This is a genomic window from Solwaraspora sp. WMMA2101 (assembly GCF_049179175.1).
GTDB lineage: Bacteria > Actinomycetota > Actinomycetes > Mycobacteriales > Micromonosporaceae > Micromonospora_E.
Window position 1 is genome coordinate 3,916,189 of record NZ_JBMHMA010000006.1, and the last position, 17,693, is coordinate 3,933,881.

Annotated in this window: 14 protein-coding genes; 6 read left to right on the forward strand and 8 right to left on the reverse strand. The window is 72.8% G+C overall.

Features of this window, described 5'->3' with window-relative positions; translation table 11 throughout:
• The first annotated feature begins 437 nt into the window (after positions 1-437).
• The 3 genes from ACN28F_RS18690 to ACN28F_RS18700 are packed head-to-tail and all read left to right on the forward strand — an operon-like array spanning position 438 to position 3,547.
• The gene (locus ACN28F_RS18690) at positions 438-1,511 is read left to right on the forward strand and encodes a cellulose binding domain-containing protein (protein ID WP_421358916.1); all 1,074 of its coding nucleotides are present in this window, start codon (positions 438-440) and stop codon (positions 1,509-1,511) included.
• 55 nt (positions 1,512-1,566) lie between these two features.
• Complete coding sequence (locus ACN28F_RS18695) at positions 1,567-2,235, forward strand: winged helix-turn-helix domain-containing protein (RefSeq protein WP_289209205.1); 669 nt, start codon at positions 1,567-1,569, stop codon at positions 2,233-2,235.
• A gap of 22 nt (positions 2,236-2,257) precedes the next feature.
• Positions 2,258-3,547 (forward strand): sensor histidine kinase, encoded by a 1,290-nt coding sequence (locus ACN28F_RS18700; protein ID WP_421358918.1) that lies wholly within the window; start codon positions 2,258-2,260, stop codon positions 3,545-3,547.
• Here ACN28F_RS18700 and ACN28F_RS18705 read toward each other — a convergent pair.
• The gene (locus tag ACN28F_RS18705; RefSeq protein WP_421358920.1) at positions 3,535-4,005 is read right to left on the reverse strand and encodes a hypothetical protein; all 471 of its coding nucleotides are present in this window, start codon (positions 4,003-4,005) and stop codon (positions 3,535-3,537) included. The genes ACN28F_RS18700 and ACN28F_RS18705 overlap by 13 nt on opposite strands.
• A gap of 59 nt (positions 4,006-4,064) precedes the next feature.
• Here ACN28F_RS18705 and ACN28F_RS18710 point away from each other — a divergent pair, with 59 nt between their 5' ends.
• Entirely contained in the window at positions 4,065-5,207 is a 1,143-nt protein-coding gene (locus ACN28F_RS18710; protein WP_289209208.1) for a branched-chain amino acid ABC transporter substrate-binding protein, read from the forward strand.
• A gap of 47 nt (positions 5,208-5,254) precedes the next feature.
• Positions 5,255-5,983, forward strand: a complete 729-nt coding sequence (locus ACN28F_RS18715) for a hypothetical protein (protein ID WP_289209209.1) — start codon at positions 5,255-5,257, stop codon at positions 5,981-5,983.
• Positions 5,984-6,005: 22 nt separating this feature from the next.
• On the opposite strand, the gene ACN28F_RS18720 is transcribed toward ACN28F_RS18715, so the two are convergent.
• From ACN28F_RS18720 to ACN28F_RS18740, 5 genes are all read right to left on the reverse strand, one after another.
• Positions 6,006-6,905 carry a peptidase gene (locus ACN28F_RS18720; RefSeq protein ID WP_289209210.1) on the reverse strand — a complete coding sequence of 300 codons (900 nt, stop codon included), beginning with the start codon at positions 6,903-6,905 and terminating at the stop codon, positions 6,006-6,008.
• Positions 6,906-8,240, reverse strand: coding sequence for a VWA domain-containing protein (locus ACN28F_RS18725; RefSeq protein WP_289209211.1), 1,335 nt, complete (start codon positions 8,238-8,240; stop codon positions 6,906-6,908).
• 9 nt (positions 8,241-8,249) lie between these two features.
• Positions 8,250-11,582: a glycosyltransferase family protein gene (locus tag ACN28F_RS18730; protein WP_421358923.1), complete on the reverse strand. Its 3,333-nt coding sequence runs from the start codon at positions 11,580-11,582 to the stop codon at positions 8,250-8,252.
• A gap of 113 nt (positions 11,583-11,695) precedes the next feature.
• Entirely contained in the window at positions 11,696-12,631 is a 936-nt protein-coding gene (locus ACN28F_RS18735) for a glycosyltransferase family 2 protein (protein WP_289209213.1), read from the reverse strand.
• A 100-nt stretch (positions 12,632-12,731) separates the two neighbouring features.
• Entirely contained in the window at positions 12,732-13,607 is an 876-nt protein-coding gene (locus tag ACN28F_RS18740; protein WP_289209214.1) for a LysR family transcriptional regulator, read from the reverse strand.
• 114 nt (positions 13,608-13,721) lie between these two features.
• Here ACN28F_RS18740 and ACN28F_RS18745 point away from each other — a divergent pair, with 114 nt between their 5' ends.
• The gene (locus tag ACN28F_RS18745) at positions 13,722-14,753 is read left to right on the forward strand and encodes a bile acid:sodium symporter family protein (protein WP_421358925.1); all 1,032 of its coding nucleotides are present in this window, start codon (positions 13,722-13,724) and stop codon (positions 14,751-14,753) included.
• Positions 14,754-15,650: 897 nt separating this feature from the next.
• On the opposite strand, the gene ACN28F_RS18750 is transcribed toward ACN28F_RS18745, so the two are convergent.
• Both ACN28F_RS18750 and ACN28F_RS18755 read right to left on the reverse strand, forming a co-directional pair.
• A complete protein-coding gene (locus ACN28F_RS18750) occupies positions 15,651-16,205 on the reverse strand; it encodes a hypothetical protein (RefSeq protein ID WP_421358927.1) in 555 nt (184 codons plus the stop codon).
• A 127-nt stretch (positions 16,206-16,332) separates the two neighbouring features.
• Positions 16,333-17,676: an LCP family protein gene (locus ACN28F_RS18755; protein ID WP_421358929.1), complete on the reverse strand. Its 1,344-nt coding sequence runs from the start codon at positions 17,674-17,676 to the stop codon at positions 16,333-16,335.
• Between the last annotated feature and the right edge of the window lie 17 nt (positions 17,677-17,693).

A 17,693-nucleotide genomic window follows, 5' to 3' on the forward strand; every position in this document is an offset into this window, starting at 1 on the left:
CCGCGCGTCACGCACGACCTGGACGCCAAACCGCTCGTGCGTGTCAGTAACTGATGGTGGGGACGGGGGTTGCCCTCCCCGTCCCCACGCTAGTCCTCGATTGTTACGACGTGGAATCGCCGACAAGTCAGGACCGCGACGCCGCTGCGTCCAACTGTCCTGCGCAGCCTGCCGATGCATCGGCAGGCTTCGTTGTGTATGGAGCTGTCGTGGCTGCCTGGCCCGGTCGCGGTCGGGATCGGCGGCAGCGCCGTGCGGGCATCGACAATCGTCCGGGGCCGCCGGTCGACGGTGTCCCAGCTCACAGTGGTCCGGCCGGGGCCCGCACGGCGGAACTGTCACCGGACGGCGGATGGCGCCCCGCGACATGCATCGTTGACCATGGATGTCCTGGCGCTGGTTCGTCCGCCGGTGCCCGCACCGAAAGCGAGTCACCCGTGACCACTGTGCCACCGCCGCCGTCGGATCGCGCAGCCCACCGCGACGGCAGCCGTCGCCCCCGGGCCGCCCGACGGCTGGGCGTCCTGCTCGCCGCCGTACTGCTCGGTCCCGCCCTGCCGGCGGCGAGTGCGAGCGCCGCGACCGGCGCCGACACCGAGGCGCCCACCACCCCCGGTGCCCCGACCGTCGCCGCCATCAGCACGGACCAGGTCACCCTCACCTGGACCGCCGCCACCGACGACGTCGCGGTCACCGGCTACGAGATCGCCCAGATGCAGGCCGACTACATCATCATCAAGACCAGCCCGGTCAACGAGATCACCATCGTCGGCCTGCAGCCGTCACGGACGTACCAGTTCTGGGTGGCCGCACGCGACGCCGCCGGCAACCGGTCGCCGACGAGCCCCGGCCTGCGACTGACCATGCCGCCCGGCGACGACCAGGCACCCACCGCCCCCACCGGCCTGACCGCCACCCAGACCGGCACCGACGCGGTCACCCTGCGCTGGCAGCCGTCCACCGACAACGTCTACGTCGCCTGGTACGAGGTGCTGCGGGTGCACCCCGACGGCTCGACCACCCGGGTGGCCACCGCTCCGCAGCACCCGCCGACCGGTCCGACCGCCCGGGTCGGCGGCCTGCAGCCCGGCACCAGCTACACCTTCGCGGTACGGGCCCACGACGACGCCGGCAACAGCTCGCCGCTGTCCGCGCCGCTGACCGTGACCACCACCCCGGTCGCCCCGACCTGCGAGGTCGCCCACCAGGTGATCAACCACTGGCCGGGTGCCTTCCAGGCGCAGCTGGACGTCCGCAACCTCGCAGCGGAGCCGATCGACGGCTGGACGCTGAGCTGGACCATGCCCGACGACCAGCAGATCGCGTACCTGTGGGGTGCCGAGCCGGTCGACCTCACCCCACCCGACGTCACGGTCCGCAACTACCAGTGGAACCGCCTGATCGCGCCCGGCGGCAGCGTCCAGCTCGGCTTCGTGGTCACCGGCGCCAGCACGACCACCGCGCCGACCGGCTTCACCCTCAACGGCGCGAAGTGCACGGCGGTACGCTGACCCGGAAACGGCCGGCGAAATGTCCCGGTGACGACAACTTGCTAGCCTCGCCCGCATGCGGGTGCTGGTGGTCGAGGACGACCCCGAGGTACGGGGCGCCGTCGTGACCGCGCTGCGTACCGGTGGCTTCGCGGTCGACCAGGCGGCCGACTGGAGCCAGGCCGACCTGAACATGAGCGTCAACGACTACGACTGCCTGGTGCTCGACCGGATCCTTCCGGAAGGCGACTCGCTGAACCAGCTCGGCCACCGCCGCCGCGCCGGCCTGACCGTACCGGCACTGGTGCTGACCGCCCTCGACAGCGCCGGGGACCGGATCGCCGGTTTCCAGGCCGGCGTCGACGACTACGTGGTGAAACCGTTCGTCACCGCCGAACTCGTGCTGCGGGTCCGGGCGCTGTGCCGGCGCCGGGGCGTCACCAGCCCGCCGCTGCTGCGCATCGCCGACCTGGAGGTCGACGCGGCCCGCCGGGAGGTCCGCCGGGCCGGCATCCTGCTGACCCTGACCCGCAAGGAGTTCGCCGTCCTGGAGATGCTCCTGGTCCGCTGCCCGGCCGCCGTCAGCCGCAGCGACCTGTTCGAACACTGCTGGGACGAGCTCGCCGACCCCAGCTCGAACGTGGTCGACGCGGTGGTCGCCCAACTGCGCCGCAAACTCGGCGAGCCGCAACTGATCCACACCGTACGCGGCTTCGGCTACCAGATCGCGGCGTCCCAGCCGTGACCGGACGACAGGCACCGACACCGTGAGCGGACGACAGGCGGGCAAACCGCTGCAGACCGCGGAGCGGCTGCGCGGCCTGCGGATCCGGATCACCGTCCTGGTCATGGCGATCAACGTGGTCGGGCTGGCCGGGATGGGTGCGGTCGCCCTGCTGGTCGACGAACGGCAACGCGACGAAGTGGTCGCCGCCGAACTACGGCGCACCGCCAGCACCGCCGCCGCCCTGCTCTACTACGACTCCGGTGCACTGCAACTCGACAAGCTGTTCGACAACGCGGTGGCCAACGGACCGACCGCCGTCTACGTCTACGAAGCCGGCCGGGCCGAGCTCAGCCTGGTCTTCGCGTACCCTGCGCGGCTGCCGGTGGTCCCGCCCGCGCAACTGCTCGCCCCCGCCCGGCAGGTCTGGTCGTCCGGCACCGAGATCGTCGACCCGCTCGCCGACCGCGCCGGTACGCCGACCCCGCTGCTCGCCGTACCGTTCGAACACGCGGTCACCGGCACCGTCGCCGGTGCCGTCGTCGTCCTCGGCGACACCGGCCCGGCGCAGGCGGCCAACCAGCGGCTCGCGCTCGCGTTGACCGCCGGCGGCGTCGCCTTCACCGTCCTCGCCTGCGCCGGCGGCTACCTGCTCGCCCGGCGCGGCACCGAGCCGATCGCCGACGCGCTCAACCAGCAGGAGCGGTTCGTCGCCGACGCCGCGCACGAGCTGCGTACCCCGCTCACGGTGATCCGGGCGGTCTCTGAGGACGCGCTGGCCGAACCGGACCGGCGGCCGGCGGCGCTGCGCCAGGTGGTGCGCTCCGCCGACCGGCTCGCCGACTCGGTCTCCGTCCTGCTCACCCGGGCGCAACTGGTCGCCGGCCTGCGGGACCTGCGCCGCGAACCGTTCCGGCTGGACCAGCTGGCGGAGGAGGTGCTCGCCGACACGGTGCAGCCGCCGCACGTCGCCGTACCGGACACCGTGCCGGTGGTCGCCGTCGGGGATCCGGCACTGGTGCGTATCGCGCTTCGCAACCTGATCCAGAACGCCGTCCAACATGGGCGGATCGCTGACCGGCCGGCCGAGGTACGGCTGCAGGTCAGCGCCGAACCGCCGACCGTACGGGTCCGCGACCGGGGGGCGGGGCTCAGCGAAGCGGTGGCGGCCACCCCGGAACAGCGGTTCCGCACCGGTGCCGCCGACGGCACCGGGCTCGGCCTGGCGATCGCCAGCTGGGTGGCGCAGCTGCACGGCGGCCAGCTGCGGCTGGGCAACGCCGAGGGCGGCGGCACCGAGGCCCGGCTGCGGCTGCCCGGTCAGGGCCCCTGACCCGCCCGCAGCCCGTTCGGGCTGATGGCGAACCACTCGTCGGACTGCCCGTGACCGTTCGTGTCGCCAGGCATCCGGTCACCGGTGTAGCCGTACAGCGGCCAGCCCGCCAACGACAACTGCCGCCGGCCGTCGGACCGGGTGAAACAGGTGACCAGCTGCCGGTCGATGCCCTCGACCCGGACCTCGCCCTGGCACGGCACCGGCAGCCAGGACTGCAGGCACTGCCCGGTGCAGGCGGAGTCGCTCACACCGGCGGTGTCCCGGTCGGAGCGGTAGAGCACGAAGCCCTGCGCGTCGATGACGATCTCGTCCAGCGTCGCGGACTCCACCGCGAACAGCGCGGTGCCGGCGGCGGTGGCGACCGGGGTCGGCGGCGCGCCGGCCGGGCCGGGGGCCGCCGGCCGTTCGCAACCGGTCACCGCGAGCACCGCCGCGATCCACAGGATCCGTCTCATCAAAACCTCACGCTCCCAGGCGCAGGATATGCCGATCCGGCCGGGTGCAGGAGGTGGACGTGCTGACGTTACGGGCCCGCACGGTGTCGCTCGCCCTCGTCACCGTACTCGCGGGGTGCTCCGCAGCCGGTGACGACGAGCCGTCACCGGTCGATGCCTGCGGCAGTCGGATCGCGGTGCTGGGACCACTCAGCGGCGACTCGGCGGATTTCGGCGGCAACGTCTACGACGGTGCCCGCCTGGCGTTCGACCAGTACGCGGCGGCGCATCCGGACTGCCCGGTCGACCTGGTCGACTTCGACTCCCAGGGCGACCCGAAGCAGGCGCCGGCGCTGGCCCAGCGGATCGTGGACGATCCGCGCATCGTCGGCGTCATCGGACCGGGGTTCTCCGGCGAGGCGGAGGCCGCCCTGCCGATCCTCGACCAGGGCGGTGTCACCACGATCACCACCTCGGCCACCCGTACCGAGCTGAGCGCACGGGGCTGGCCGACCTTCCACCGGCTGGTCGGCAACGACGCGGCGCAGGGCCGCGCCGCCGGCTGGTACATCGACCGGGTGCTCGGCGGCACCGCCGTGTTCGTCGTCGACGACGACAGCGCGTACGGCCGGGGGCTCGCCGACGAGGTGGTGGACCGGCTCGGTGCCAAGGTGGTGCAGCGGGCGACGGTGTCCGCGCGGGCCACCGACTTCGGCGCGGTCGTCGGCCAGGTCCGCTCGGCCGACGCCGACGTCGTCTTCTACGGCGGCTACTACGCGGAGGCGGGTCGGCTGCTGCGGCAGCTGCGCGCCGGCGCGGTCCAGGCGACGTTCGTCGCCGGGGACGGGGTGAAGGCCGACGGGTTCCTGCGGGCCGCCGGCGACGCCGCCGACGACGACGTCGTGATCACCTGCCCGTGCCTGCCGCCGGAGCGGGCCGGGGAGCAGTTCCCCCAGCACTACCGGGACAGCTTCGGGCGGGAACCCGGCACCAACAGCGCCGAGTCGTACGACGCCGCCCAGGTGTTCCTGGCCGGGATCCGGGCCGGTCACGGCGACCGGGCCGGGATGGAGGCGTTCGTCGACGCGTACGACGGTCCCGGCGTGACCACCCGGATCGCCTGGACGTCCAGCGGCGAGCTGGTCAGCCCGTCCGTCTCGGTGTGGGCGTTCCGGGTCCGACAGGGCCTGTTCGTGGCGGAGCGGGCCGTTCCGGCGAGTTGACCACGCGCCCACCGGGGCGCATCCATGAACGCGGCGAGGAGTGCGAAATGACCGTATCGATGACGAACGGTGGCACCATCGGCCTGGCCGACGCCCGTCCCGACCACCGTACGGGCACCGGGGTCGACAAGGTCCTGCGGGTCGTCGCGGAGGGGCCACTCGGGCCGTATCCGATGTTGGAGGCGGCGTTCTGCTGGAACGAGCGGCGACCGGTCGGCTGGCGACGGCTCGGCCCGGCACCGACCACGCCGCAGCGGCAGCTGCCGGTCGCCCAGACCGGGCAGCCGGCTGCCGCCGCCCGGCTGACCCGGCTGCTGACCACGATGACCTGGGCGGTCAGCACGCCGGTCGGCGGCTCGGCGGTGCTGACCCGGGTCGACGTGACCGCAGAGGCGTACCACCGGGTGCTGCGGGCGCTGGCCGGTGCGTGGCGCGACGGGCGGCGGATGCTGGCCTGCCCGGAGACCGCGGCGGCCCACTACCCGGCGGCGCTGGCGGTCTGGCGGATGGCGGCGCTGCTCGCCCCGACCGACCAGACCGCCGGGGTGCTCACCTTCGCGGTGAGCACCCCGGCGGCGGCCCTGCTGCGCAGCGCCGCGCCGGTGCTCGCGTTGCCGCACACCGTCCTGGAACGCGGTGCCCGTAGCACTGTCGTGCGGGTGGACCGACCGGCGCTGTTCCGGCGGCTGCTGGCCGACCTCGACCCGCCGGCGCTCGCCGGCCGGCCAGGCGGGTCCCTGACCGGCCGGCGAGCGCCGGTAGCCGTCGCCGGCTGACCGTCGGTCGACCGGCCGACGGTCAGCTGACAGCCGGCCGCCGGGGTCGCCGGGTCAGGCCGAAGCCGACGACGCCACCGACGGCGGCGAGCACCCCGCCGATGGTGGTCCAGACCCACCGGCTGGAGAACGCGGGCAGCCGGTCGGCGAACCAGCCGGCCAGCCGTTCCCACCACCACTGCCCGTCGTCGGTGTCAACGGTGTCCGTCCCGGCAGCGGCGGCGCCGTCGGTCGTGGTGTCGTCGGTCGTGGTGTCGTCCGCGACCGTGGTCAGCACCGCACCCTGCCGGGCCGTCGGGGTGAGCGGGGCGTCGAGCCGGCCACCTTCCGGGGTGACGTCGTCGGAGACCTCGGCGCTGATCCGCAACTCGACCTGCACCGGCAGCCCGAGGTCGGACTCGGGCAGGTCGGTGACGGCGATCCGGACGAAGTACGTGCCGGGCAGCGGGTCGGCCGACCACGGCTCGGCCCAGCCGCGTACCTGCCGGAGCACGCAGCCGGCCCGGACCGCACGGTCGGTGGCGGCACCGGTCGGTGCCTGCATGCCGGCCGTGCAGGGCTGTCGGCGGCGGAGCCCGTCGAAGACGTCGACCGACCAGGTGGACGGACCGCTTCGGTCGGCCGGGTCGGCCAGGGTGACCGTCGCGGAGATCGTGCTGGTCTGGCCGGCGACCGCCGGGAACGACCAGTACAGGTACTCGCCGGTGGCGGCGGCGACCCGGACCGGCTGGTCGATGTTGACCGCCGCCGCGGTGAGGAACGACGTACCGGCCTTGGTGAGGGTCGCGTCGACTGGCAGCGGCGTCGGCCCGTCGGCCGCGGCCGGTCGCGGGTCGAGCAGCGTGACGGCACCGGCGGCGAGCAGCACCGTGGCGCTGGCGGCGAGGCCGGTCCGGACCTGGTCGAGAATGTGCCGGGTCATTCAGCTCTCCTTCCAGACGGTGCCCCACCAGCGGGTCAGCCAGCCGGCGAGGAGCCCGGTCAGCAGGCCGGCGAGCCCGAGTACGACGAGCAGCAGCCAGCCACGTCCGAGGCCGGGGCTGTCCGGGGTCGGGGAGGCGTCGACCACGTCCACGGTGAGTTCGATCGGCATGCCGGGGGCGTCGCCGGGGCCGCCGGGGGCGGCGAACGAGTTGCTCACCACCAGGCAGACCTCGGTGGGTGGGGCCTCGGTGGCGGCGACCGCCGGCGGGTCCGACGGCGCACCGGCACGGTCGGCGTCGGCGTCTATGTCGCCGTCGTCCGGTGGATCGCGGTCGGTGTCCGGGTCGGCGGACCAGCGCAGACCGGTGGAGAGCACGTCGGTGCGGCCACTGCCGGCGTCGGTGCCCCGGACCAGTTCCCGACCGTTCGGGTGGACCGCGCGCAGCAGCACCCCGTAGTCGCGGTTGACCGGCCGGTCCAGCGCGATGCTGACCGAGGCGCGCAGTTCCTGGTCGGTGCGGACCGGTACGCGGTACCAACGGTGCTCCGAGAAGCGTTCCCGGTCGGTGTAGACACCGGCGGTGAGCAGTGGCGCCTCGGCACAGTCCGTGCTGCCGGTGACCAGTTCCGGGGTCTGGGTGTAGGTGTCCTGGGCCCGGTCGACCAGTTGGTTGATCCGGTCGGCGAGCTGGTCGGCGCTCTGCGCGGCGGTGTAGGTGCCGCCGGTGGCACCGGCGATGCAGACCAGCTGCTGGCGGACCTTGTCGTCGGCGATCAGGCCGAGCGTGTCGACGATCAGCCGGGTGCCCTGGGCGGCGAGCTCCCGGGCGACGTCGCACGGGTCCGGTGGCGCGCAGGTGTCCTCGCCGTCGGTGATCAGTACGATCCGGCGGGCGGTCTCGCCGGTGCCGAGGTCCTTGGCGGCCTCCCGCAGGGCGAGCCCGATCGGGGTGTACCCGGTCGGGCGCAGGCTGGCGATCGCCGCCTTGGCCTGGTCGCGGTCGACCGGACCGACCGGCACGATCTGCTGGGTGTCGCGACAGCCGAGCGCCTGGTCGTCGCCGGGGTAGGTGGCACCCAGGACCCGGATGCCGAGGTGGGTGCCGGCCGGCACCGCGTCGACGACCTCGTTGAACGCGCGCTGGGCGACGGCCATCCGGGTCTGCCCGTCGATGTCGGCTTCCCGCATCGAGCCGCTGACGTCCAGGACCAGTTCCATCCGCAGGTTCTCGGTTGGTCTGGTCTCGTCGGCCCGGGCGGGCGGTATTCCTGGCAGGATGATGGCGGCTAGCAGTCCGATCAGGACTGCTTGGGCCGTACGTCGGTTGATCACCGGGCGATCTTAATGATCATCCATAGTGCCATCCACAGTGGCGGTGCCCGGTCCGGTGCCGACCGGTGCGGCGAACATCTCGGTCACCAGCGCGGCGTAGTCGCGGGCCATCTCGCCGTACCGGTAGGTGCCGGCGGCGGCCCGCGCGGCCAGCTCCACCTGCCGGCCCCGCAGCGCGGTCGCGGCCAGCAACGCCTCGGTCAGCCCGTCGGGGTCGGCCGGGTCGTACCCGACGGTGTACGCCGGATCCAGCAACGACCGCAGGGCACCCACCCGGGGTGCCACGACCGGCCGCCCGTACGACACCGCCAGGTGGAAACTGCCCGAGTTGAGCACCGACCGGTACGGCAGCACCACGGAGTCCGCCGCCTTGAAGTAGAACTGGATCTCCTCGTCGGCGACGGGGTCGAACACCGCGGTGATCCGTGGGTCGCCGGCGCACCGCTGCGGCAGGTCGTCGCGGGGGTCGAGCCGCTTGGCGGCACCGGCGACGACCAGCCGCAGCCGGGGATCGCGCGCGGCGGCCGCGTCGAACGCGTCCAGCAGTTCCCCGACCCCCTTGTACGGGCGGATCCCGCCGAAGAACAGCAGGACGTGATCGTCGGCGTCGAAGCCGAACCGGCGTCGGGCGGCGAGCCGGCTCACCGCGTCCGGGTACACCCCGAGGTAGCTGCAGTGCCGGATCACCCGGGTCCGCTCGGACGGCAGCACGTAGTGCGGTGCGACCGCGGCGGCCGTCTCCGGGCAGAGCACGTGCACCACGTCGGCCTCGGCGGCCAGGAACGCCGCCAGCTCCCGTTCCACCTCCGGGTACTTCCATTCATGGGGGAAGACGTTGTGGATCGTCCAGATCAGCCGCCCGCCCCGGCGACGCAGGTCGCGGATCCGCTCCCGGAAACCGGCCAGCCGGGCGGCCGCCTGCCCGGCGTCGGTCGCCGGATGCACGACCGGGTCGGTCCAGTGCACGTGCAGGATGTAGTTGTCCAACCGCCCGCCGGCCTGGTGTGGTGCTGGCGCGGCGTCGACGACGTCCGGGACCGGGTACCACCGCACCCCGGCGTCGCGCAGACCCGACATCAGTAGCGTCTGGTACGGGTTGTCCACGTAGTACGGGTACACGCCGACGAACCGGTCACGGGCCCGCCGGGGCCGCCGGTCGAGGTCGCCGATCAGCGCGTCGAGCTCCTCGGCCCGGCGGTCGTAGGAATGCCGTTCGTGGACCACGTCGGCCAGCCGCCGCGCCAGCGCCGTCGTGGCGGCCGGGTCGGCGGTCAACCGGCTCAGCGCCTCGCCCAGGCTCGTCGTGTCGTGGTAGGCCGGCAGCTCGTCGAGCCCGAGTTCGGCCAGGCCGACCCGGCTGTTCGTCACCGGCAGCGCGCCCGCCGCGAGGCTCTCCAGCAGCCGGGAGTTGACGTTGCCGTACGGGCGGGTGGTGTGGTTCAGGTCGTCGAGCACCAGCAGCGACCGCCGGTAGATCTCCGGCAGGTTGAAGTAGCTGGTGGGACCGGCTCCGTAGCGGGAGAACCAGGAGTCGAGGCCGCGCCGTTCACCGAAGATGACGAACGGCAGGTCGAGGTCCAGCCCGCGCAGGCACTGGTACAGATGCCGTTGCCGGCCCCAGTTGTTCACCGTGGTCACCGCACCGACCCGGTTCCGGTCGTCGGCCGGCGGGGTGAACAGCTCGGTGTCCACCCCGAGCGGCAGCACGCCGGTCGGCCCGTCGTAACGGTCCCGTAGCCGGTGCAGCGACACCGATGACGATGCGACGACCATGTCGAACAGTGCCAGGTGCGGGTGCTGCTGCCAGGTGTCGGTCTCGTTGCGGACCCAGGCGATGGTCCGGCAGTCGTCCGGTACGGCCAACGGATCGAACGTGGGGATCATCGCGACAGCGATGTCGGTGTCCGGTGGCAGATCGGTCCACCGGTCGGCCGGCAGGTACGCCACCTCGTAGCCGCGCCGTTGCAGGTGGCGGCCGATGCCGACCGCGACGTAGAGGTCGCCGCGACCGGAGTCCAGGTCGGTCGTGGAGACGCAGAGCGCCACCCGTACCGCCCCGTTGGTGTGGAACCGGTCCTGCCGGCAGGCCGTCTCGTACGCCTGGCGGACCGCCGGGTCGGCGGTCAGCGTCCGGAAGTGGTCGGGGACCGGCGTGACCGGTGCCCCGCGACCGTCGGCGCCGTCGGCGCTGGCACCGCCGCCGGCGGCGCGGCCGGCGGCCCGCCCCCGCCGCCGTTTGACGGCCCGCATGCCTTCGGCCGGCCGCAGGACGTAGCGGACCACCTTTCCGGCCCGGTACGTGTTGCTGGTGGTCAGCTGCTGCACCCGGGCCTGGAGCTTGTTGGCCTTGTCCTGCAGCGCCCGTGCCTTGTCCTGGGTCTCCTTGAGCCTGGCCTGGCTCTCCTTGAGCTTGGCCTGGAAGTCGAGGCGCTCCTGCTCGGCCCGGCGCTGCATCTCGCGGGCCTGCAGCGCGTCGAGCCGTTCCTGGGCGACGGTGTCCTGGGCTTTGCGCAGCTGGGCGTCCAGCTGCTGGTGCCGGTGCTGCAGTTGCTGCAGCTGGGTGGCCAGGCGCTGGTTGTCGGTCAGGACGTTCAGATGCGCCGAATGTTCGGCGGTGAGCCGCCGCTCGGCGAGGTTGATCCGTACCGCCTCGGTCGAGGGCCGGGCCCCGATGACGTACTGGTAGGTCTCGGCGTCCTCGCCGAGCTTCGCCACGACCTTGCGCAGCTCGGGGTCGATCTCGACGGCCCGCGCGCGCTGGGCGGTCTGTTCGGCGGTACGGACCGTCCGGTGCAGCTCGGTGACCAGGTAGCCGGTGGACTCCAGCAGGGTCTGCATGCTGGTCCGGGTGAAGAACCGTAGGTGGGTCGAGTCCAGCAGCCCGGTGCGGGTGTACTCGAAGTTGCCGGTCATCAGCTCGAGGATCACCGACTCGTGTGCCATGTTCGGGAAGCTGACGACCAGGACGCCGTCCGCCGCGAGGATGCCCTCGGTGCGCAGGGCGCGCAGGACGAGTTCCGGTTCGACCAGGTGCTCCAGCACGTCGGCCAGGATCACCACGTCGTAGTCGCGTCCGGTGAGCTGCCGCGTCCACCCGGGTTCCCGCAGGTCGACCAGGACGGTCTCGGTGACGCCGGCGGCGCGGGCCTCGGCGAGCGCCTCGGCGTCGACGTCGGCGCAGGTGACGGTGCGGCCGGCAGCTGTGGCGAGGGCGCCGGCGACGATGCCCGGGCCGGAACCGAGGTCGAGCACCCGCTGACCGCCGGTCGACGCCAACCGGTAGACCGCGGCGGCGGTGTTGTTGGTGTCGTCGGGGTCGAAGCTGTACGAGTACCTGCTCATGTCCGCCTCCACAGGTGCGCTGGTGAACACGGGGCAGCCGGGGGGCCGCTTGCCCGGCTCCGGTCTGGTCCGACCGACGCCGGTCCGGTCCGACCAGGGTGACTTTGGTCCGACTAGCTGGGCACGAGGTCGCTGATGTCGTCACGCCGGCCGAGGCGACCCTCCCGGCCGTCGGCGAGCGCGATCTCAATGATCTTCTCGTACGCGTCGACGAGCGCGGGCGCGTGGGTGGCGACCTGCTTGCGCCAGCCCGAGATGAACGGCGCCAACTCGGCCTCGATCTCCGCGATCGCGGCGGCGAAGAAGCGTCGGCTGAAGTGCACCCGGTTGCGGCACATGTAGTAGACGTAGTGCGGCGGCGGGGGTTTCCCGGCCGACCGCTTGTAGTGCCAGGTCCGGGCCCGGGGCGCGAGGACGGTACGCCATCCGGCCCGTTGGGCCCGCAGACAGTAGTCGGTCTCCTCGTAGTACAGGAAGTAGTCCTCGGACAGCGGGCCGACCTGGTGCAGAGTGTCCCGCCGGACCAGGAAGCACGCGCCGGTCACGTAGTCGACGTCCCGGACCGTGCTGTCGGGGACGGCCGGGTCGAACTCGCCGGCGTTGGCGTGGAACGTGGACCCTTTGCCGGTGATGACCCCGCCGTTGAACAGGATCCGGGCCGGATGCCCGTCGTCGAGGATGCGGCAGCCGACGATGCCGGCGTCCGGCTCGTCCGCTGCCGTGGCCAGCAGCCGGCCCAGCGTCTCCTGACCGACCACCGCGTCCGGGTTGACCAGCCAGACGAAGTCGACGCCGGAGCGCAGTGCCGCCTGGATGCCGATGTTGCAGCCTGCGGCGAAGCCGACGTTGTCGCCGACGGTGATCACCTCGACGGCGGGGTCCAGCAGGTCGGCGAGGACCACGTCGGAATGCTCCGGCTCGGTGTTGTCGACCACGATGATCCGCTGATCGGCGTGCTCGCTGGCCTGCAACGACGTGAGGCACCGGACCGTGTCGTCGTCGTTGCGGTAGTTGACGACGACGGTCGCTATCCGGGGCCCGATCCGCACAGACAACCTCTTCCGCTAGACGGGTGGACGCTGGCCAGGTCGTCGGCCCGTGCCCGAGGTTATCAGGGCAGACAATGGCCGAGGCGGTTCCGGCAGATCGTCACCCGAGGGCCTCCGAGGGCGGCCCGACCGCCGCGATCGCGCTGCTCACCGCGTCGCGGACCGCCGGGTCGGTGTCCGGCCGGGACAGCAGGATGAACGCCACCTCGCCCAGCGGCGGCAGCTCCGTCGCCGCCACCGGGGTCAGCCCGGCGGGCACCAGCCGGGCCGAGTGCGGCAGCAGTCCGAGCCCGGCGCGGGTGGCCGCCACCAGGCCGCCGAGGCTGCCGCTGGTGCAGGCGACCTGCCAGGGCTGGCCGGCGGCGGACAGCGCGGCGAGGGCCTGCGCCCGGGAGATGCTCGGCGGCGGGTAGACCACCAGGGGTACGGGGTCGCCCGGCCGCCGCCGCCCCGCCGGCTGCCCGCCGGGCTCGGCCGTGCCGAGCCAGATCAGCCGGTCCCGCCAGATCACGCTGCCCCGGGTCTGGCCGGTCAACCGTTTGGCGAAGACCAGGTCGAGGCTGCGGGCGTCGAGCAGTTGGTGCAGGGTCCCGCTCAGCGCGACCGTCAACTCGACGTCGACCAGCGGGTTGCGCCGCCGCAACGTCTGCAGCACCGCCGGCAGGTAGGTGGAGATCAGGTCCTCGGAGACGCCGAGGCGCAGTTTGCCGCGTACCGTGCTGGCGCCGAAGTGGCGCTGGGCCCGGTCGTGGGCGTCGAGGATCTCGCGGGCGAACCCGATCATGGCCTCGCCGTCGACGGTCAGCTCGACGGTGTGGGTGTCGCGCAGCAGCAACGGCCGACCGACGGCCTCCTCCAGCCGGCGAACGTGGGCGCTGACCGTCGACTGGCCGACGTCGAGGCGACCGGCGGCGCGGGTGAAGCTGAGCGACTGGGCGACCGCCAGGAAGCTGCGCAGGTGAGTGGGGTCGTACACCGTACCCATGTTATCGCGGAATCCGATCACAGTGAGCGTGGCGATCGGCTTTCCCGCTGATCCCGGATCGGCTCAGAATGGCGGTGCACCCACCCCTGACCTGGAGCGACCCGGATGCGCTGGCCCCGTTGGCTGATCATCGACCCGTTCATCGCGATGCTGCTCGGCGTCGTGACCCTGGCGGCCCTGCTACCGGTACGCGGCACCGCCGCCTCGGTCGCCGGCGTCGTCGCCAGCATCGGCATCGCGCTGCTGTTCTTCCTGCACGGGGCCCGGATCGCCCCGGCGGCGGCGCTCGCCGGGGCCCGCCACTGGCGCCTGCACACGGTCGTGCTGAGCACCACGTTCGTGGTGTTCCCGCTGCTCGGCCTCGTCATCGGGCTGATCAGTCCGCAACTGCTGCCGGCCGACCTCTACCAGGGCGTGCTCTTCCTCTGCGTGGTGCCGTCGACCGTGCAGTCGTCGATCGCCTTCACCTCGCTCGCCCGCGGCAACGTCCCCGCCGCGGTGTTCAGCGCGTCCTTCTCCAACATCGCCGGGATCGCACTGACTCCGCTGCTCGCGGTGCTGCTGATGGCCGACACCGGGGATCTGCGCCTCACCGCCGGCTCGATCGGGTCGATCGTCGGCCAGCTGCTGCTGCCGTTCGTCGCCGGCCAGCTGTCACGCCGGTGGACCGCCGGGTGGATCACCCGGCACAAGAGTCTCACCTCGATGGTCGACCGCGGCTCGATCCTGCTGGTGGTCTACACGGCGTTCAGCGCCGGCATCGTCGCCGGGATCTGGCAGCAGATCTCCGTCGGGCAGCTGCTGATCCTGGCGGCCACCGTGAGCGCGCTGCTCGCCGTCGTCATGGGCCTGCTGTTCGGGGCGAGTCGACTGCTCGGTTTCGATCACGCCGACCGGGTGGCCACGGTCTTCTGCGGGGCGAAGAAGAGCCTCGCCACCGGGCTGCCGATGGCCGCCGTACTGTTCAGCCCGCAACTGCTCGGCCTGCTGGTCCTCCCGCTGATGATCTTCCACCAGATCCAGTTGATCGTCTGCGCGGCGCTGGCCCGCTGGTGGTCGGGCCGGGCGACCGCCGCCGAGGCCGAGGTGGCCGCCGGTGCCGAGGTAGCCGCCGGTCGGCCGACCGCCGCCGGCTGACCGGCGCGCCCGCCGGGGCCGGTCGAGCCCGGTCCCGCAGGCCCCGACGGGACAGGCGGACCTGACCCGCCGGGCGACCAGCCCGACCCCGGTCAGCAGCACCAGCCCGACCAGCAACGACGCGCCGACGACCGTCGGGGTGGTCACCATCTGCGCGGCCAGCGTCGCCGGCGTGCCGGTTTCACCTGGTGCGGGGAAAGCAACCCGGCCGGTGGCGCTGTGCTCGATCCGTCCACTGCGCAGCCGTACGGTGACCGTCCACGGCCCGGCCGGCAGATCCGCCGGCAGCTCGACCCGGACCTCGCCGGACTCCCCGGGTAGCAACGTGGTGGCGGTGGCGATGTCGAACGGCCCGGCCCGGACGCCGGCCGGGCCGTCGGCCATCTCGACCTCTCCGGTCAGGTCGACCGCCCGGCCGCCGGTGTTGCGTACCCCGACCGTGAGCGACGGTGTCCCGGTGTCGTCGCGGGCCGGCGTCAGGCCGTCGATCGAGAAGTCCGAGCGCGGCTCACCGCCCATCCCGACGTCCAGATAGACCCGGACACCGGTGCGGTGCACCTGGCGGATCTCGGCGGTATCGGTGCCGTCGACCGGTGCGCCGGTCGCGGCCCAGACCACCGCGTACCGCTCGCCCTCCGAGGCCTCCGCCGGTACGGCGATCGCGACCTCGACCTCGATCTGCCCGTACGGCGCCAGTTCCACCGTGGATTCGTCGACGGTGGTCCAGGAGGTCAGTTCGTTGCCGGTCCGGCCGGCCGCGAACCGGAACGCCCCTGCTGGATGCCGATGCCGCCCGGCGCGGGCTGCTGGCCGGCGCCGGCCCGGGCGGTGAGGCCCGGACCGGCGACGAGGCACAGCGCGGCGACGCCGGCGACGGCGAGCCGGTGCCGGTAGCGGTCAGGCGACCGAATGGGTCACCGTCCCGGTGTAGGTGCCGGCGATGTTGGCGAGCGGCACGTTGACGTCCAGCGTCGGGTTCCAGGTGGCCGAGTTGTTGCCGGTGCCGCCGTCGTGGCTGAACGCGGTGACCGGTGTGACGTCGCTCAACGCGACGGCATCGCCCGACGCCTCCTGGCCGGGGTTGAACGTCCCGTTGCCGGTGGTCGCGGTCGCCGTACCGGACCAGTAGTCGATGCTGGTCACGTCGATGATCTCGCTCGGGTCCCCGCCGTCGTCGGTCTCGAAGTCGGTCGCCTCGACGGTGGCGTCCCAGGAGGCGTCCGCCGCCGCGCGGGTGTCGTCGACGGTGATCGCGCCGAGCTGCGCGGTGATGGTGGTACCGCCGTCGCCCGAGCCGAGGTCGGCGGTCGCGGGAACGGACAGGTCCAGCGTTCCGGCGTCGACGTCGAACGTCGTCGTGGTGTTCTCCTGAGCGAGGGCCGGCATGGCGGTCAGCGTGAGCGTGGCGACCGCCGCCGTCGCGATGATGCCTACCTTGTGGTGGTTACGCACGATGTTTCCTGCCTCCTGATCAATCGGGTGCCGCGCCTGTCGCCGCACGGTGGTGGTGGTCCACGCCGGGACCAGTGCCCCCGGGCTCCGGTGGTCCGCTACCCGGGGGCGCTCGCGGCGGGCCGGGTCAGCGCACGACGGTGTCGAGCTGGTCGGCGCCGTACCGGTCGATGTAGCTGTCGAGGTCGTCGTTGCGGACCGCGCTCCAGAAGTCCACGCCGCGTTCGGTGTCGAGCCACATCACCCACTGGTCGCCGACGAAGCCGGTGGAGGCGACCGGAGCAGTGACGAACCGGACATCGTTGCGGATCTTGCGCAGGTCGAAGGTGAGCTGGCGGAGCTTGTCGTTGGTCAGCCCGTCGTCGACGGTGACCGTGCCGGTGATCGCGTCGAGCAGGGCGCTGAGCTGGTGCGGGCTGGTCAGGGTGTCCCGGTCCAGGGTCTCGGTGAGCAGCGCCCGCAGGTAGTTCTGGTGCCGGCGCATTCGGTCGAAGTCGCCCTCGGGCAGGCCGTGGCGCTGCCGCACGTACTGGACGGCCTGCTCGCCGGTGAGCCGCTGCGGGCCGGCCGGCCAGCTGGCGCTGAGGCTCAGCCCCGGCGTGCCGGCCGGGATGTCGACGGTGACTCCGCCGACCGCGTCGGTCAGGTCGCGCAGACCGGCGAGATCGATCACCGCGACGTGGTCGATCCGTAGGCCGGTCGCGTTCTCGACGGTCTGGACGGCCAGGCTGACCCCGCCGAGGGCGTACGCCGAATTGATCTTGAAATTGTCGTGGCCGGGGATCGGCACCCAGGCGTCGCGGGGGATCGACACGACGTACGCCTGCTCGTGGTCGGCGGTGATCCGGACGACCATCAGCGAGTCGGTGCGCCCGTACGGGGTGTCCGCAGCGTCCGCTCCGGTCGCGCCGGGTGCCTGGCTGTCGATCCCGGCGAACAGGAACGTCATGCCCTCCGGTGTCGGCGCGGGGCGCTGCTCGGCGGGGATGGCCGCGAACGGGTCGGGAATCCGCTCGATCTCACCGAGGTAGTGGTGGCCGACGAGGGTGACCGCGCCGGCCGCCGCGAGTGCGGTGACCACCAGGCCGGTGATGCCGAGCAGGGCGATCCGGCGCAGTCGTCGGCGGGGCCGACGGGTGGGCTCCGGGCGGCGGTGCGCGCCGCCGCCGGTCGGCGAGACGGTGACCACCGGCTCCGGCGCCGGGCCCGCCGGCGCCGGTGCGTCAGGTACGGCGTGCTCGCCCGACCACTGCGCATGGTCGCCCGACCACTGCGCCTGCTCACCTGACCACTGCGCCTGCTCACCTGACCACTGCGCATGGTCCGTCGACCACTGCGCCTGCTCGGCCGACCAGGAGGACTGGTCGGCCGTCCACTGGGTCTGGTCGGCCGGCCATGCCTGCTGCTGGGACTGGTCGGGTTCCTGCGGGTACTCCGGGAATTGGTCCCGGTCATCCGGTCGTCCGGTCATTTCGTCACCTCTGACCT

Bases quoted from the DNA above. Each gene is read 5' to 3' on its own strand.
- ACN28F_RS18695 (WP_289209205.1), top strand. From the start codon at position 1,567: ATGCGGGTGCTGGTGGTCGAGGACGACCCCGAGGTACGGGGCGCCGTC.
- ACN28F_RS18705 (WP_421358920.1), bottom strand. From the start codon at position 4,005: ATGAGACGGATCCTGTGGATCGCGGCGGTGCTCGCGGTGACCGGTTGC.
- ACN28F_RS18715 (WP_289209209.1), top strand. From the start codon at position 5,255: ATGACCGTATCGATGACGAACGGTGGCACCATCGGCCTGGCCGACGCC.
- ACN28F_RS18720 (WP_289209210.1), bottom strand. From the start codon at position 6,905: ATGACCCGGCACATTCTCGACCAGGTCCGGACCGGCCTCGCCGCCAGC.
- ACN28F_RS18730 (WP_421358923.1), bottom strand. From the start codon at position 11,582: ATGAGCAGGTACTCGTACAGCTTCGACCCCGACGACACCAACAACACC.
- ACN28F_RS18745 (WP_421358925.1), top strand. From the start codon at position 13,722: ATGCGCTGGCCCCGTTGGCTGATCATCGACCCGTTCATCGCGATGCTG.
- ACN28F_RS18755 (WP_421358929.1), bottom strand. From the start codon at position 17,676: ATGACCGGACGACCGGATGACCGGGACCAATTCCCGGAGTACCCGCAG.